Raw genomic sequence first — 16,386 nt, 5'->3', positions numbered from 1 at the left:
ATTCACCTCGTACTGTGCGTGGTAGGTTGCGTGAATATATCGTGCAGCGCTTTCAGGCGGAAATCGAATATTTTTCTCAGTCGAGGCGCCACAATCAAGCGGTTCACCAACCCGGCCAGCTGGTCGTGGAACAGCAGGTAGTGGACCAGGTCCCGCACCTCAACGCCTCCGTCCACCTCGCGGAAAAAATGCTGATGGTGCCAGAAACGATACGGTCCAAAACGCTGTTCGTCAACAAAGAAATCGGGCCTGGAAACATGGGTGATCTCGGTAGTCCAGGACATGCTGATACCCATGAGCGGACGTATCTTGTAGGTGAAAATTTGACCGGCGTAGGTCGTTGTCTGCGGGGGCGAGGTGATGCGGAAATCCATCGCGGGCGGCGTGATTCTGGCCAGGTTGCCGGGATCTGAGAAAAACGCCCAGGCCGTTTCTATGGATGTAGGGAGTTGCTGTATGCGTTCGAAAACGAATGGTTTCATGTTGTCTGGTCAGGGTGTGAACGGTACAGCCTGAAGGCCATGAAACTGCCGAGCAGAAACATGGGCAGGCTCAACAGCTGTCCCATTGAAAAAAAGGCAATCAGTAATCCGAGATGGTCGTCGGGCTGGCGGAAAAATTCCACGATGAAGCGGAACAGGCCATAGCCGGCGACAAACGTCCAACCGGCCACTCCGGTAGCAGTGGACCTGCGGGATATTGTCCGGACAATAAAAAACAGCAGCAGACCCTCAAGAAAGGCTTCGTACAGTTGCGACGGGTGGCGCGGCAGCTGACCGCCGCCGGGAAATACAATGCCCCAGGGTACATCGGTTTGCCGGCCGTATAGTTCGCCGTTAATAAAGTTACCGATCCGGCCCAGACCCAGCCCAACCGGAGCACACAGTGCCGCCATGTCGATCAGCGTAAAAAAAGGTATCTGTTTGCGACGGGCGTAGATCACAAAGGCGCAGATGACACCCAGGAAGCCGCCGTGAAAGGACATGCCCCCTTCCCAGACGGCGAAGATCTGCAGTGGGTGCGACAGGTAGAAGGGTAGTTTGTAGAACAGGATATAACCGAGTCGCCCCCCCAGGACGACACCCATGGCACCGAAAAATACCAGGTCAGCTACATCGTCGGGTGTAAGCGGCAACTGTTTGCGACGGGTTTCGGAACGGAGGATCAGGTAGGTGGCAACGAATGCCAGAACGTACATCAGCCCGTACCAGCGAAACTGGAGCGGGCCGATGCTGAGAAAAACCGGGTCGATGTGCGGGAATTGCATAGTGTCTCGTGCTGGCTAAACGCCGCAGCCGCAATTGCGGGTACAGGCACCGACCCTCATATGCAGGGCCTTGATGTATGTTGCTTCGGTTGCAGCCTGGATTTCTGCCTGAACATGTGGCTGCACGGCCGAGTCAAGGGAGAGGATTACCATGGCCTCACCCTTTTTCTCGCGGCGTCCCAGGTTCATCGAGCCGATGTTGATCTCATGCTGGCCCATGATGGTGCCGATCTTGCCGATCATGCCGGGTCGGTCGTTATAATTGAGCAGCAGCATATGTTCTTCCGGGGCAAAGTCCATGGTGTAGTCACGCAGCTTGACGATGCGCGGTGCGCCCTCAAAGAGCGTACCCGAGACCAGGCGGCGCTTGCCGCCCCCTTCGATGATCAGGGTGATGACATTGGAGAAGGCGTCGGACTGGGTGGATTTGGTCTCCTCCACTACAATACCCATCTGCTCGGCAATCAGCGTGGCATTGACCATGTTAACATCCTGGTCGACCATGCGGTTCAGCAGGGCTGACAGGCCGCAGACGGTCAGGGGCGAACAGTCATAGTGGGCGATGCTGCCGGCATAGGCGAAGATGAGTTTTTCAGGATTGCCGTCCACCAGCTGTACACCGAAGTCGCACATAACGCTCATCAGGTTCAGGAACGGTCGCATCTGGTCCATCAGGGCCATATCGAAACGCGGAATATTGACGGCGTTCTCCAGGGGCTGGTCGTCCAGGTAGTTGATAATCTCTTTGGATACGTCGATGGCCACATTGACCTGGGCCTCGAAGGTGTTGGCACCCAGGTGCGGCGTCACCACCATGTTTTTGTGGCCGATGAGCTGCTTGAGGACGTCTGTCGCCGGTGGCTCCACGCTCCACACATCAAAGGCCGCACCGATTACCTTGCCGGAGTTGAGGTTGTCCAGCATGGCCTGCTCCTCGATGATACCGCCCCTGGCAACATTCAGCACGATCACGCCGGTCTTCATCAGACCGAATTCACGGGGGCCGATCATCCCTTTGGTCTCTTCATTGAGCGGGGTGTGGACCGTGATGATATCGCAATGCTTGTAGATCTCGTCGTGGGATACCAGCTTGACACCCAGGTCGTGGGCGCGCTTAACGCCGATGTAGGGGTCGCAGGCCAGAACCTCGCATTCGAAGGCCTTCAGCCGTGAAACCACGCGGCCTCCGACCTTGCCGATACCAATGACGCCGGCGGTCTTGCCTTTCAGTTCGTGTCCGGTAAAGGGGGCCCGCTTCCATTCGCCGTTTTTCAGGCTGTTGTTGGCGATGGTAACATTGCGGCAAAAGGAGAGCAGCAGTGCCATAGTGTGCTCGGCTGCGCTGTTGGTGTTGCCGAAGGGGGCGTTGACTACGATCACCCCTTTGGAGCTGGCGTAGTCAACATCCACATTGTCGATGCCGACGCCGGCCCGGGCAATCATCTTGAGGCGTGTGCCGGCATCCAGAAGCGCTTTGTCAACGGTCGTACCGCTGCGGGTAATGATGACATCATATTCGCCAATGACTTCCAGTAGTTGTTCCTTGCTCAGTCCCAGCTTGACATCCAGCTGGATGCGCGGTTCCTGGGTCAGCAGGGCAAGCCCTTCTGCCGATACTTCATCTGTGACAATAATCTTCATTGCTGCTCCTTGGTCGGTATTGTTTTGATTCATTAAAGGACTTCGTTGTCTGCAGGAAATGAACAGGAATAATAGCCCTGCACGTAAAAAAATGCAAGCACGGCAGACATAATTAGTGGTATACAGTCCGTCATGCAACCTTTTAATATTGTACTCATTGAACCCGAAATCCCGCCAAATACCGGCAATATTGCCCGGCTGTGCGCAGCCACAGGCACACGTCTGCATCTGGTCGGCAAGCTTGGATTCTCCACTGATGACCGTTACCTGAAACGTGCCGGTCTGGACTACTGGGAATTTGTTGATATCCGTTACTGGCAGGACCTTGATGAATTGAAAGCTGCTGTTCCGGACGGTCGCTTTTTTTATCTCAGCACCAAGGTCGCCCGTACCTACCTGGAAGCTTGTTTTACTCCCGGAGATTTTATCGTCTTCGGCAAAGAGACCAAGGGGCTGCCGGAGGAGCTGCTGCAGGCCAACCCTGATACCTCCATCACCATCCCCATGCCGGCCAATGCTGTGCGCAGCCTCAACCTGTCGACCTCGGCCGGAATAGTGCTGTACGAGGCGCTGCGTCAGGTCGGGGCGCTGGGGTAACTCTTTGATTGAGAGGTATTGAATTAACGTGCACCCCTATCTGACCGCAGACATCCCCGGCACCGGCGGCGTTATCAAGGAATCCCCTGATGATTTTATTGTCAGCGAGATCCCGGCCTACGAACCGTGCGGCTCGGGAGAACACCTCTATCTGACGATTGAAAAACGGGGAATTACAACGCTGGAAGCGATCCGCAGGATTGCCCGGGCATTGAAGGTCACCGAGCGCGATATCGGCTATGCCGGCATGAAGGATGCGGTCGGGATTACCCGTCAGACGCTCTCGGTGCAGCGTGTTTCAGCGGAAGAAGCACTGGCGTTGTCACTGGACGGTATCCGGGTCGTTTCTGCTGACCGTCACAGCAATAAACTCAAGCTCGGTCATCTTAAAGGCAACCATTTCCGGATCGTTGTTCGAGATGTGGCAGCCGAGGCGGCCACGACAGCTGCAGCCGTATTGCGGGTCCTGCAGCAGCGCGGTGTGCCCAATTATTTTGGCTATCAGCGTTACGGTGCCCTGGGCAATTCGCACCTGATCGGCGCTGCCATGCTGCGACACGACTGGCAGGGTGCCGTCAATCATATGATGGGTGAACCGGATACGGTACGTGACCCTGCCTGGCGGTCGGCAGTCGTTTCTTTTCAACAAGGTGACCTGGCAGCGGCACTGGAACAGATGCCGCGTCATTGCCGCAGTGAACGTGATGTGCTGCAGCGACTGGTGGCAAAGCCTGACTCTTGGGAAAAGGCTTTCTCCGCCATTCATCCCCGGCTGAAAAAACTGTACCTGTCGGCCTACCAGTCCTATCTATTTGACAAGGTTGTGGCGTTACGCCTTGAGATCATAGATCAGGTCATGGAAGGGGATTTGGCCTGGAAACATCTGAATGGCGCCTGTTTTCTGGTGGAGCATGCAGAGGATGAAGCGCCGCGGGCGGCCGCCTTCGAGATTTCCGCCAGTGGTCCGATGTTCGGCAGCCGGATGAAACCGCCGGGTGGTGTGGTTCTGGCACTGGAACAACGGATCTTGGCCGATGAGGGTATCCGGGGTGGCGATTTTGATCTGGGGAGCGGTTTGTGCATGGAAGGGGAACGACGGCCGCTGCGGGTACCTTTGGGAGCTGCAACCTGTCAGGTGGAAGACGACCAGCTGCAGTTGGAATTTAGTCTTCCAAAGGGGAGTTATGCGACCTCGGTGCTGCGGGAGGTAACCAAGTCATTCTGAAAAGGCGGATGAACGCTACAGTATACCCTGGGATCCTTTCATAACAGTTTCCAGTGCAGATAAATTTGATTCTATCAGCTGTAGGGAATGTAAGTCGGATTCAGCTTCTTCACAGCAGTCCATGGTAGGGAACTTGCTGACATTGAATTTTTTGCTGCTGTAATTCACCACGCGCACGATAGTCAGCAGAAAGTCATCGGTGTCTGAATGCGCAGAGTGATGATTCGCAACAATGTTCCGGTAGATATCGGGAATATTCCAGTATTCCATGATGCGGTCCCCGAACTCTACATGCATATCAGAGAAAACCCCATGCAGGGCCTCGCGTTCAAGCCTGATACCGTAGACCTTGAATTTGCTGATACGCTCCATGGCCTTGAGCAGATACAGTTTGCCGATATCGTGCAGTAGCCCTGCCATATAGGCGTGATCGGCAAAGCGCTGGTGGTTGGTTTTTAAGGCAATGGTCCGGCAGCCGAGCGCACAGGCATGTGAATGCAGCCACAGATCCTGCATGATTTCATTCACTACCGGGGTGTCGGATGTGTGCAGAGAGGCGTGGGATGCAGCAATTGCAATATTGGCTATTTGTTGGGTTCCCAGTCGTATGGCCGAATTTTCAATGGTTTCGCACTTGATCAGTCCCATGTATGAAGGTGAATTGGATATCCTGAGAACCTGGGCTGATAAGGCCGCATCTTCCTTTATGGTTCTGATGACGTCAAAATAATTAATGTCCTGATCTGCCAGCAGCTGCAGCAGTTCCAGGGCAACAGGATTAAAGACCGGCAAATCGATTGGTTGTCTGGAGAGAACGTTATGTAGGTGACTATACATAGTCAATATCGTTTCCTTTCAGGTGGCTGGATGTTTCTGGTTAACCGGGATCAGGTTGAATATCCAATAGCATCATTAAGACTAAATCGCTTCCATTTGTCGCGATCGTTGGACAATAGCACCAAAATGATCATAGTAGAAAGCAGTATATCAAAGAAAAAGCATTTGTCATGTCTTAAAATAAAATCTATTAATAATGCGGGAGTGGAACCGGATGGAGAAGGTTGTTATTCAGGAAGGGTACTACTGTCAGCAGGCGCAGAAAAAGCCGGTATAAGCCGGCTTTTTCTGCGCTGGTTCTGATGTGATCGGTGCGGCTATTTGCGAACGAAATCATCCTTGGCAAAGGAATATTCAAAGTGCATATGGTCGGTGTAGGTCCCGTTCAGGATGGCGACAACGTCTTCGGTAAAGACCAGCTCTTCATCGGTGGGGATGACATACACCTTGACCGGCGAGTCATCGGTGGTGATCAGTGTTTCGCGCTTGCGGGTCATAGCGCCGCTGTTGCGGGCTTTGTCCAGGTGGATGCCGATGTGTTCCAGTCCTTCGATGGCCTTTTCGCGAATCAGTGCGCCCATCTCTCCCACGCCGGCGGTGAAAACGACAGCATCCAGTCGGCCTACGGCGGCCATGAAGGCGCCGATGTACTTCTTCAACCGGTACGACTCGATATCCAGCGACAACTGGCAGCGCTTGTCACCGGCGATGGCGTTTTCGATCACGTCGCGGCGGTCGGTAAAGCGGCCGGTAACACCCATGACACCGCTTTTCTTGTTGAGGATGCTGTCGATCTCCTTGGCGGAAAGGTTCTCCTTCTGCATCATGAAGGCCGGAATGGCCGGATCGATATCGCCGCAGCGGGTACCCATGACAGCGCCTTCCAGCGGGGTCAGGCCCATGGTTGTATCCACCGAAATACCATTCTTAATGGCGCAGTGGGACACACCGTTTCCGATGTGCATGGTGACGATGTTGCACTCGGAAGCCTTCTTGCCCAGCAGTGCCGCAGCCCGCTTGGAAACGTACAGGTGCGAGGTGCCATGGAAACCGTAGCGACGGACTTGATATTTTTCGTACCACTCATAGGGCAGGGGATAGATATAGGCCTTTTCCGGCATGGTCTGGTGGAATGCGGTATCAAAGATAGCCACGTGCGGAATGGTCGGCATGAGCGCCTGGGCGGCCTCGATCCCCTCAATGTTGGGCGGGTTGTGCAAGGGTGCCAGGTGCTGGACCTCTTTAACAGCGTCGAGCACATTCTCGTCGATCATCACCGAACAGGTGAATTTTTCGCCGCCATGTACTACCCGGTGGCCAACGGCTGAAATTTCATCGACGCTTTTCAGTACGCCGTGAACCGGATCGGTAACGGTCTTGATAAGTAGATCAATTGCGGCCTGATGATTGGCGCAATCCTGTTCATGGTGGTAGGTCTCGCGACCGGGGACTTCATGCATGATAAAGGAATCGCCGATAATAACACGTTCAACCATTCCCTTGGCTACAACCTCTTTTTTATCCCAGTCAAATAGCTGGTATTTTACCGAAGAACTGCCACAGTTGAGTGCCATTATGATCATGGTTGCCTCCCTTGAATAAACAGAGATTTATTTATAATATCAATAAAAAATCAACAGACTGGCTAAAATAAATAGCTGAAATAAAACTGTTTTTGATATATACATTAGTATATCTCTGATTTCAACACATTTTGTCGGATTGCCGGTAAAGCGGGGGCATATTCTTTGCTGGACATTTTGAAAAGGGCTATGGTAAATTCTCAACATTCCCATGTGGAAGACCAATCTTAGAAGGAGGAAAAACCGTGTCCCATTCCATTACCGACGATTGCACAAACTGTGCAGCATGTGAGGATTCCTGTCCTGTCAACGCTATCAGCGAGCAGGGTAGCAAGCGTGTAATTGACGCCGATACCTGCATCGACTGCGGCGCTTGCGTGGATACCTGTCCCGTAAATGCTATCCATGCCTAATTAACCGGTCTTACCGGCTTAAGCATTGATGCACATCAAGCAACGTAAAAAGGCCCGTGGTGACACGGGCCTTTTTACGTCTTAAAATCCAGGAATACATTTTTGCTCAGATTCTAGGGATGAACCTTGATTCCACCCTTGATGTTCAGCCTGCTGCCGGTTCCACCGACATTCAGTTTGCCCTTGATCGCAGAATATCCGCTTGCTGTTGCATAATAGGTATCAAAACCGCCATACAGCGAGATGATCTTCCCCCCACTGAATGTGACGGGCCCCTCGTCGAAGGTAACTCCTCGGATCTTGATCGTATCCGTGGAGGAGGCATTGGTGTAGGCAGCAGCAAGCGTATCGTAACGGTTACCGGAGTTTATCTTTGCCATGTAGGCATAGGGAAATGTTGCCGTAACTGCCGTATCAGCGGTGATATTTGCAACTCCGCAGTCTCCTGTCCCCGTGCAAGCGCCGCTCCAGGTGGCCACGGTCGAGTTGGTGTCCGGGAACTGTGAGAGCGTGATACTGGTGCCGGCTGTCAGGTCGGCTTGGCAGGTACCGGAGGACTGGGTCGCCGGATTATTGCCGGTGTTGGAACAGGTAATGGCACCTGAACCGCCGGCCACGATACCGCCACCCTTGGTGGCATGGTCGCTCACAACGGTCACAGTCAGGCGGTAGGTCGCCGGTGCCGTCACGGTCAGGGAAAGCAGCACCTGTGCGGTCTGGTTGATCCCGACGCCGCTGATGGTCAGGGTCTCGGTGTAGGGAGTAGCGCTGACAGCCAGACCGGAGGTGTTGGCGCTGATGTTGACGGTTAGAGGGCCGATGCCGGATGCGGGTGTCGTGGTCAACCAGCTCGATCCCTGGGCCTTGGCAATGCTCCAGTTGAGGGTGCTGCCGCCGCTGTTGCTGATGGCAAGCGTGTCGCTGCCGATGGAATTGGTAGCAAGAGTAAAGGAGATACTGCCCTTGTTAACGGCGATCACCGGATACAGAATCTTGAAGCCATCCCCAAGTACGGACAGGAAACCGTGATTGGCCGTATGGCCACCGGCAACGGTGGAGCTGCCGACGATCCCCGGCTGACCGATAACCCCCAGATTTTCATAGTTGATGGAGGAGGAAATACCGCCTCCGGCCGAGAAGGTTGAGGCCTCCTGTGTGTAGGCCGCCAGGGCCGGGGTGGCTGGCAGCGACAGGGCTGCCAGCAGGGTCAGTGTTGCGATTGCTGGTGCTCGTTTCATGGTGTTACCTCCTTGATAGTGCAGAGACGTGATTAATTATATTTTTGATTACTGCTCCCAGCCACCTGTAGCAGTGTCAAGATCATCAATAAAACTTAGTCCGGCAGGTAGCAACAATGAATCGTTATAAAATGCCAGACGAGTATTTCGCGTGTTACCACTATATGTCCCACTTGCTGAAACAAAAATTGCCGTGCTAACCCTTGCCGCCGGGATGGAAAGCGTAATACAGGTATTTCCATATGTGCCAGAGCTCCAGCTATTTGCCCCATTCAAGGTTACACTGGCGTATTCCCCCCAACTATTATATGCAGAGTAGAAAAAACAGGGTGTCCAGTCAATCGCTGCCCCGGTTGTATTATTGATCCGGAAAAGTGCCGTTACAAACTTTCCATTCGTTGAGGAATAAGATTGCCATTCATCATTCATAATCATCGCATTTTTTTTTGCATACCCTTTTTGGGTGAAAAGGGTTCGTAACACCTCCTTGTCCGAGGACATTTGAGAAGCAAGGCCATTATTATCCGACCACGTTTGTGGAGTAACACCACCAAATAATGATGGATCGCCATTCCCATTAGTCGCATTCATCGCCCAACCGAGAGCTTGTACGTAAGTTGAAAAAGTTGCCCATCTATAAGTTGCAGTGGAAGACGGTACCCAGCTAGCATTGATACCATCAGTACCAATTACTTTCCCCGCGTTACCTGTTTGCACAGGTAATATGTTGTTGGTTGCTGAGGCTTGAGTAGTAGCACCGGTGCCGCCGTTGGCAATTGCCACGGTACCGGTAACATTGGCGGCATTACCGGAAATATTACCCGAAACATCGCTGCCGGGGATGGTAGCCGAAGCGGTCATAGGCGCAGTATCATTCCCTTTGATATAGCCGCTGAGGGTTGTTATGCCGGTGCCTCCAACAGTGACCGAAAGGGGACCGCTGATATTGGCACTGGTAACGCTTCCGCTGGCAAGCTGAGAGTTGTTGATGGCGCCGTCGGCTATTTTGCTTGTGGTGACCGCCTTGTCCTGCATCTGTGCCGTGCCGACGGCCGCCACTCCCGGTATAGTGCCGACGTTTGCTATCTTGACAACGGCGCCGATCTCCCGGATCGACACCCAGGCGTTGGCGCCGTCATAGGCGAGCGCGGTGATGGTGCCGGTGGTGGCGGAGACGCCGACAGAGGTGCCGAAGGCCAGCTTGGTGGTCTGATTGCCGATCACGGCCCATTGGTACAGGCCGTCCGTGATGATCGTGGTAGGGGTGCTGCCCATGGGGTGCTGGTGGGTAACAGTGGGTGTATTCGGGTCCACCCGCCATATGCTGTTGTCGCCGCTGCTGGCCACCCAGAGACTGGCGTAGCGCGGGTCATAGACCAGGGAGACCGGTGCTGTTCCAACGGGATAGGTGCCGACCTTTGCGCCGGTGGCGGTGGTGATTTTGGTTATGCTGTTGCCGCCCTTGTTGGCGGACCAGATAGATGTGCCGTCAAAGGCCAGGGCCACGGGATTGGCGCTTGCCCCGATGAAGATTGCGCTGCCCACGGTGGCGCCGGTGGCCGGATTGACCCGGACAAGGCTGTTGCTGGCGCTGGCGGCAACCCAGATACTGGTGCCGTCCCAGGCAAGGGCCGAAGGACCAAACGCGCCGATGTCGTAAGTGGCAGTGGCACCGGTTGCGGCGGTTATCCGGGTGACCGTGCTGCCGTCTCCCAGGTTTCCGCTGTTGGCTACCCAGACGTAAGTGCCGTCAAAGGCCAGGGCCGCCGGGTTGATGCCGACCGTAACGGGGTTCCCCACCAGCCCCCCCGTGGCCGGATTCACCCGCTGCACTGTCCCGGCTGTGGTGCCGTCGCCCGCCAGGGCGACCCACAGGTAGGCCCCGTCATACACCATGGCACTGGGGGCGGTCCCCACCTGAGTTGGCCAGCCGGTGGGGGTGCCGATGGCCTGATCCCAGCGTTGCAGGGCAATCTGCTGGGTGGTCGGCCGGGGCGGCTGGGTCGGGTCGGTGTAGCGGCTGTCCAGGGAAGTCAGGGTTTGGCCGCTGACACTGGTCGCGTTGTCCGCAATGGTGGCACGTTGCGCATATGGCACGCTGGAGAGCGGCTGCAGCGCCATCTCCGCATCAGCACCCACCTTGATGCCCAGGTAGTAGGGCACATCGAAGGGGGCGGTGATCGGGGTCTGGGAACCGAGTTGGATACTGTAGATACCGTTGGCCGGGGTGACGCTCCGCGTCTCCTGCCAGAGCGGGTTGCCGCGTGACGGGGTGGAGGAGTAGAGCGCAAAGCGGACGCTGGTGGCAGTTGACACCGGCGCACCGGCCGTGTCCTTCAGATACCCCTGGTAGTTGATCGTCTGGGGTACTCCGGCGAAGGCCAGGGCGGCGAGGGTCACAAAAGCTGTTGTCCAGGTGATGATGCTTTTTTTCATGTACGTCTCCAGTAAGGTAGGTCAATTACGGGTGAACTGCGCCGTTGTTTTTTTCAAGCATCCGTTCCTGTTGTTCCAGGTGATCTTTCAGTGCATTCTTCTCATGGATTTTCCTGAAATGTATCTGTCTCATGCAACGTTATAAGCAGACAGTGTTGTTGCAGGTTCCGCTCATGCATTGATTGGCTGAAGTACAGGCGCTTCCTGAGCTAAGCTTGGCAGAGCATACGTTGCCGTTGCAGTAAAAACCACTGGCACACTCAGGATCTGTGCTGCATGAGTTGCCGCATTCTGAACCGCTTGCGCAGAAGTAGGGAGCACAGGAAACGGTCCCGCCTGGTGTGATTGAGCCCAACCCGTTGCAGGTACTGGCCAGTGTAAGTGTGCTGCCGGAGCAGCTTTGCTCCGACGAAACAGTACCATTAGGATACATGGAGCATGCCCCGGCGCCATTACAGAGACCCGTCGTGCCGCAGGAGATCTGGGGCTGGCTATTACATTCGTTGCCCGGGTCGGTTCCGACTGGAACGTTGGAGCAGGTTCCCATCTGTCCCGACAGGTTGCATGCCTGGCAGGTGCCGCTGCAGGCGCTGTTGCAGCAGACGCCGTCTGCGCAGAATCCGCTGGTACACTGGAGGTTTGAGGAGCAGGCCAATCCTTGGGGATTAAGGCAGGCCCCGCCTTGGCAGGTTTGCCCGGCGCCACAGGCAGTACCGCACTTGCCACAATTGGCGGAGCTGGCAGAAAGGTTGGTTTCACAGCCGGTGCCCGCGTTGCCGTCGCAGTCGGCAAAACCGGTGTTGCATGCGGTTATTGTGCAACTGCTGTTGTTGCAGCCGGGGATGCCATTAGCTACAGCGGGGCACAAATTTCCACAGCCACCGCAATTCTGGGGGTCATTGGTAATGAGGGTGTCGCAGGCGCCGGAGGTGAGGCAACTGGCAAATCCAATGCTGCATAGCAGCAGAGTCGCTCCGTTGCTGCAGACAACCTGGCCATTGCTTACAGGTGGGTAACTGATGCCTTCATCTACTACTCCGTTGCAGTTGTTATCCATTCCATCACAGACCTCAACGGAGGGGCCCTGCTCACCAACGCAGGGACTATATGCACTCCCATCTGTAGTACAATTTTGGGTCCCTGCATGACAGGCGCCGATGTTTTGAGTGCCTGGAGGGCCAGAGTAGCAGGCAACTGACGTGCCTGGTTCGCAGAAGCGTGGCGTGCAGCCGTTGTCATTTTTACCGTCGCAGTCTTCATCGAAGAGGTTGTAGCAGATCTCCTGGGAAGGGATGATTTCCCCGGTACAAGGACCGAACGAGCTGCCGTCGCTGGCGCAGGTACGGGTTCCGGATTTGCATACCCCAACATTGAGAGTGCCGGAGGAACCCGTATAACACGTGATCATGTCACCCGGATTGCAGCCGGCGCGGAAGGCATAGATGCTGCCGGTCAGGGCTGTTCGGGGTGTCATTTCATTGTCGGGCGGAATAGTGATGCCCAGGTAATAACGGGCATCAGACGGGATATTCAGCGGAGCAACTGCTCCGAGCTCGACACTGTAAATGCCTTTGTCCACCTTCACATTCTGGTTTTCGCTCCAGAGCGGGGTTGTGCCGCCTGCGGTGCTGTACAGGGCAAAGCCCATCGGTTTGGCTGCAGCCGTCACCGGTGCACCGCTGCCGTCCTTCAAATACCCCTGGTAGCTGATGGTCCGCGGTGGTGCGGCTAAGGCCGGGGTGAGGCCGATGAACAGCAGTATAGTTGCTATAACCGAAAAGCATATTCTCATTTGCATGCAGTCCTCCGTGATAGTTTTGTATTCATGCTATTGGCAGGCACTCCAGCCGCCATTCGGGGAGCATGTCCCAACAGGAACAGCAACGGGAGGTTTGCATGTCCTGGTGCCCAGAGAACCATCTTCCTTGAGGCATGGCTCGGGTCCAAAACTACCGTTATCCACCATGCCATCGCAGTCATTGTCGCACCCGTCGCAGACCTCGAACGACCAGGTACAGCTGCCGCACACCCCGCCCTCATCCGCGATGCCGTTACAGTTGTCGTCCTGCCCGTTGCAGACCTCGGTTGTTGCGCAGTGGAGAGGATTTCCGCATTTCAGGAACCCTTCGTCGATCTGTCCATTGCAATTATTATCAACATTGTCACATATGGTGCCTTCGCCCGGATCGATGCAGAGCCAATACGCGGGGTCGGTCGATTGCGGTGGTGTCACACAAGGCAGCAATGCCAGATTGAATGATGGTCCGGAGGCAAGATAGCTGGCCATGCATGAATCGTAGCCCGTTTTATTTCCCCAACTGCAGCAGGTCTTGCCATAATTGCAAAAATGTACCCCCTCATCGATCTGGTTGTTGCAGTTGTTATCTATGTGGTCGCAAATTTCAGGCGCATCGGGATTAATGGTCTTGTCGTTATCGTTGCAGTCGCCTGCCCGGGATACATATCCCACTTTTGAGGTGACGCATTCGCTGATGGGGGTCGCCGTATTGTCTCCATAACTATCACCATCCTTATCCGGCCACCATTGGAGACAGGCGCAGGTGACGGAGATATTCATGGCATTAATACCGTTCACATTGCCTGAGCCATTGCTTACCTGACAGGATTGAGTTGGTGGTTGAGCCTTGACGGTTACCGCATAACTGCCATTGTTGACGATAGCCTTGCTGAAGGTATAGGTCCCATTGGTGGAAACGGATAAGGGATCGGACCCGTTGTTCTGCAGCACGAGACCGGCCAGGCCCAAACCGCTGACGTTCACATTGATCTTGTAGGCGGTTGTGCAGACACCTGCGGAACAGGTGACATTTGGGGAGGTAAGTCCGGGCCAGGCAAAGCATGGGGAACCGCAGACGCCGCAACTGGTCATGCTGGTATTCAGATCGGTTTCGCAACCATCTGCCAGAGATCCGTTGCAGTTGCCCCACCCGGGTGAACAGGTGCTTATTGTACAGTCTGACCCGACACAGATTTCGGTCGCATTGGGAAATGTCTTTACCGTACCGCATTGCCATGCCCCGGACCTGTAGATCAGTACGCCGCCCTCCTGGCAGGCCATGCTGACCCCTTCGGCGACCCTGGCACGGAAGGTGTAGGGAGCATTGGTGAGTGCCTGGCGCGGCGTCATCTCCGGGTCGGGTGAAACTGCAATGCCCAGGTAGTACCGGGTGTCGAAGGGGAGGGTGATCGGCACGCTGGCGCCAAGCTCAACCTGATAGATCCCGTTATCCACCTTCACGTTCTGGTTCTCGCTCCAGAGTGGTGTCGAGCCAACTGCGCTGCTGTACAGGGCAAAACCCATTGGTTTGGCGGTCGCCGTCACCGGTGCGCCGCTGCCGGTGTCCTTCAGGTACCCCTGGTAGCTGATGGTTGTGGGGGCAGAGGCGAAGACCTCCTTTGCGCTGTATGCCAGCAGAACAATACCTAACCCTATCAACAACCCTTTGTAGTTCATGGTGTTCTCACTTTCTTTTGATGAAGGGGCAATGCACAATCCCGCTACATTCTACTGGCAGACACCTGCAATGCAGACCTCATTGTTGGTGGCCGGATTCCCGTCATCACAGGCCGTGCCGTCAGCCTTGTTGGGATTGGTGCATACACCGGTTGCAGGATTGCAGGCACCGGCATCATGGCACTGATCCTGGGCATTACAGGTAAGCGGGTTGCTGCCGGTGCATATCCCGGCTTGGCAGAAATCGGTTTGTGTGCAGGCATTGCCGTCGTTACAGGCCGTGCCGTTGGCTTTGACGGGATTGGAACATGACCCGGTTGCAGGGTTGCAGACACCGACATCATGGCACTGGTCCTGGGCCGTGCAGGTGACACCGGCACATAGATTGACACTTGTACAGGTGCCACCAACGCAACTCCCGCTCTGGCAGTCAGTCGGTGCAACACATGTCTTGCCATTCGGACATGTCGAGCAAGTCACGCCCCCGCAATCGACATCGGACTCGTTGCCGTTTTTAATCGCATCATTACAGGTTGGCGCGGCACAAATCCCGTTGCTGCAGTAGTTGCTCTGGCAGTCGCTATTGATGGAGCAGATTTTGCCGGTTGAACATTTGCTCGTGCAGGAACCACCGCAATCCACATCGGTTTCAGTGCCGTTTTTGACGGAATCAGAACAGCCTGGAGCCTGACAAACATTGCCGGTACATACGCCGCTTTGGCAGTCGAAGGCCGCAGTGCAGGTTTTTCCAGTTGGGCAGGTTGAGCAGGTACCGCCACCGCAATCCACGTCGGTCTCTTTGTTGTTCTTGACCCCGTCCAGGCAGGGATTGACGACACAGAAACTGTCCTGGCAGATCTGGCTGCTGCAGTCACGATTAGCGACGCAGTGGTTGCCGATGGTGCAGGGTCCGCATGCCGGGCCGCCGCAGTCCACGTCGGTTTCGGTGCCATTTCGATTAGCATCCATGCAGGTCGGCGCTACTGCACTGCAAATGCTATTCTCACAATTGAGATTTTCGCAATCTGCAGCGATCAGGCAGGCTTTGCCGGCGACACACGGGGCACAAGAGCCGCCGCAGTCTACATCGGTTTCGTTCAGATTCTTTGCCATATCTGCACAATTGGGCTGATTGCACCCGGTAATGGGGGCCGGTACAATTTCTCCAATACAGGCGCTGTAACCACTTCCATCCGGGAGGCAGGTCCGTATCCCCGGCAGGCAGATGCCGGTGCCCATGGTTCCGGGCGATCCGGTGTAACAATTAATCATATCACCGGGGTTACAGCCTGACTTGATTGAGTAGGGCACGCTGGCCAGCGGATGCAGAGGGGTCAGCTGTGGTTCGTCATTGACCGCCACACCCAGCCAGTAGCGGATATCGAAGGGCGCGCTGATCGGCGTCACCGAGCCCAGCTCGATGCTGTATATGCCCTGTTTGACCTCGACATTATTTTGGGTTTCGCTCCAGATCGGGTTGTTGCGCTGCGGATTGGAGGAGTAGAGCGAAAATGTCAGTTTTGTAGGGGTGTTTACCGGCACGTTGCCGGTGGTCTTGAGGTATCCCTGATAGCTGATGGTTTTTGGAACTCCGGCAAAAGCCAGAACCGAAATAGTTAGAGCGATTAACACCATTAACGACAGACGAAAGTATTTGTTATTCATTTGTTCCTC

Annotated in this window: 13 protein-coding genes; 3 read left to right on the top strand and 10 right to left on the bottom strand. The window is 55.1% G+C overall.

The window, feature by feature from the left end:
• Positions 1-2: 2 nt before the first annotated feature.
• From ACOCF6_RS24355 to serA, 3 genes are read right to left on the bottom strand one after another with little or no spacing between them, the layout of a single operon-like run.
• Positions 3-482: an SRPBCC family protein gene (locus ACOCF6_RS24355; RefSeq protein WP_482463200.1), complete on the bottom strand. Its 480-nt coding sequence runs from the start codon at positions 480-482 to the stop codon at positions 3-5.
• Positions 479-1,267, bottom strand: coding sequence for a prolipoprotein diacylglyceryl transferase (gene lgt / locus ACOCF6_RS24350; protein WP_482463198.1), 789 nt, complete (start codon positions 1,265-1,267; stop codon positions 479-481). The genes ACOCF6_RS24355 and lgt overlap by 4 nt, the downstream gene beginning before the upstream one ends.
• A 15-nt stretch (positions 1,268-1,282) precedes the next feature.
• Complete coding sequence (gene serA / locus ACOCF6_RS24345) at positions 1,283-2,908, bottom strand: phosphoglycerate dehydrogenase (protein WP_482463196.1); 1,626 nt, start codon at positions 2,906-2,908, stop codon at positions 1,283-1,285.
• Positions 2,909-3,040: 132 nt separating this feature from the next.
• Between serA and ACOCF6_RS24340 the strand changes: the two genes are divergently transcribed.
• Together ACOCF6_RS24340 and truD are read left to right on the top strand one after the other, a co-directional pair.
• On the top strand, positions 3,041-3,505 hold the full coding sequence (locus tag ACOCF6_RS24340) for a tRNA (cytidine(34)-2'-O)-methyltransferase (protein WP_482463194.1): 465 nt from the start codon (positions 3,041-3,043) through the stop codon (positions 3,503-3,505).
• A gap of 28 nt (positions 3,506-3,533) precedes the next feature.
• A complete protein-coding gene (gene truD / locus ACOCF6_RS24335) occupies positions 3,534-4,730 on the top strand; it encodes a tRNA pseudouridine(13) synthase TruD (RefSeq protein ID WP_482463192.1) in 1,197 nt (398 codons plus the stop codon).
• 15 nt (positions 4,731-4,745) lie between these two features.
• Here the strand turns inward: truD and ACOCF6_RS24330 are convergent, their stop codons facing one another.
• Both ACOCF6_RS24330 and ACOCF6_RS24325 read right to left on the bottom strand, forming a co-directional pair.
• Positions 4,746-5,567 carry an HDOD domain-containing protein gene (locus tag ACOCF6_RS24330; protein ID WP_482463190.1) on the bottom strand — a complete coding sequence of 274 codons (822 nt, stop codon included), beginning with the start codon at positions 5,565-5,567 and terminating at the stop codon, positions 4,746-4,748.
• A gap of 317 nt (positions 5,568-5,884) precedes the next feature.
• The gene (locus tag ACOCF6_RS24325) at positions 5,885-7,150 is read right to left on the bottom strand and encodes an acetate kinase (RefSeq protein ID WP_482463188.1); all 1,266 of its coding nucleotides are present in this window, start codon (positions 7,148-7,150) and stop codon (positions 5,885-5,887) included.
• Between the two features lie 245 nt (positions 7,151-7,395).
• Here ACOCF6_RS24325 and ACOCF6_RS24320 point away from each other — a divergent pair, with 245 nt between their 5' ends.
• Complete coding sequence (locus ACOCF6_RS24320) at positions 7,396-7,563, top strand: DUF362 domain-containing protein (RefSeq protein ID WP_482463186.1); 168 nt, start codon at positions 7,396-7,398, stop codon at positions 7,561-7,563.
• Positions 7,564-7,676: 113 nt separating this feature from the next.
• Here the strand turns inward: ACOCF6_RS24320 and ACOCF6_RS24315 are convergent, their stop codons facing one another.
• From ACOCF6_RS24315 to ACOCF6_RS24295, 5 genes are all read right to left on the bottom strand, one after another.
• Positions 7,677-8,801, bottom strand: a complete 1,125-nt coding sequence (locus tag ACOCF6_RS24315) for a BACON domain-containing protein (protein WP_482463184.1) — start codon at positions 8,799-8,801, stop codon at positions 7,677-7,679.
• Between the two features lie 48 nt (positions 8,802-8,849).
• Positions 8,850-11,237: a hypothetical protein gene (locus ACOCF6_RS24310; RefSeq protein ID WP_482463182.1), complete on the bottom strand. Its 2,388-nt coding sequence runs from the start codon at positions 11,235-11,237 to the stop codon at positions 8,850-8,852.
• A gap of 139 nt (positions 11,238-11,376) precedes the next feature.
• Positions 11,377-13,035, bottom strand: coding sequence for a hypothetical protein (locus ACOCF6_RS24305; RefSeq protein ID WP_482463180.1), 1,659 nt, complete (start codon positions 13,033-13,035; stop codon positions 11,377-11,379).
• Between the two features lie 30 nt (positions 13,036-13,065).
• Positions 13,066-14,712: a putative metal-binding motif-containing protein gene (locus ACOCF6_RS24300; protein ID WP_482463178.1), complete on the bottom strand. Its 1,647-nt coding sequence runs from the start codon at positions 14,710-14,712 to the stop codon at positions 13,066-13,068.
• 51 nt (positions 14,713-14,763) lie between these two features.
• Positions 14,764-16,377 (bottom strand): hypothetical protein, encoded by a 1,614-nt coding sequence (locus tag ACOCF6_RS24295; RefSeq protein WP_482463177.1) that lies wholly within the window; start codon positions 16,375-16,377, stop codon positions 14,764-14,766.
• Positions 16,378-16,386 lie beyond the last annotated feature (9 nt).

The sequence above is a fragment of the Geobacter psychrophilus genome, from assembly GCF_056821595.1.
This window is presented reverse-complemented; position numbering and strand designations above follow the sequence as displayed.

Excerpts from the sequence above, each read along its gene's own strand:
- ACOCF6_RS24355 (WP_482463200.1), bottom strand. The coding sequence starts at position 482 with ATGAAACCATTCGTTTTCGAACGCATACAGCAACTCCCTACATCCATA.
- lgt (WP_482463198.1), bottom strand. The coding sequence starts at position 1,267 with ATGCAATTCCCGCACATCGACCCGGTTTTTCTCAGCATCGGCCCGCTC.
- serA (WP_482463196.1), bottom strand. The coding sequence starts at position 2,908 with ATGAAGATTATTGTCACAGATGAAGTATCGGCAGAAGGGCTTGCCCTG.
- ACOCF6_RS24340 (WP_482463194.1), top strand. The coding sequence starts at position 3,041 with ATGCAACCTTTTAATATTGTACTCATTGAACCCGAAATCCCGCCAAAT.
- ACOCF6_RS24330 (WP_482463190.1), bottom strand. The coding sequence starts at position 5,567 with ATGTATAGTCACCTACATAACGTTCTCTCCAGACAACCAATCGATTTG.
- ACOCF6_RS24325 (WP_482463188.1), bottom strand. The coding sequence starts at position 7,150 with ATGATCATAATGGCACTCAACTGTGGCAGTTCTTCGGTAAAATACCAG.
- ACOCF6_RS24315 (WP_482463184.1), bottom strand. The coding sequence starts at position 8,801 with ATGAAACGAGCACCAGCAATCGCAACACTGACCCTGCTGGCAGCCCTG.
- ACOCF6_RS24310 (WP_482463182.1), bottom strand. The coding sequence starts at position 11,237 with ATGAAAAAAAGCATCATCACCTGGACAACAGCTTTTGTGACCCTCGCC.
- ACOCF6_RS24305 (WP_482463180.1), bottom strand. The coding sequence starts at position 13,035 with ATGCAAATGAGAATATGCTTTTCGGTTATAGCAACTATACTGCTGTTC.
- ACOCF6_RS24300 (WP_482463178.1), bottom strand. The coding sequence starts at position 14,712 with ATGAACTACAAAGGGTTGTTGATAGGGTTAGGTATTGTTCTGCTGGCA.
- ACOCF6_RS24295 (WP_482463177.1), bottom strand. The coding sequence starts at position 16,377 with ATGAATAACAAATACTTTCGTCTGTCGTTAATGGTGTTAATCGCTCTA.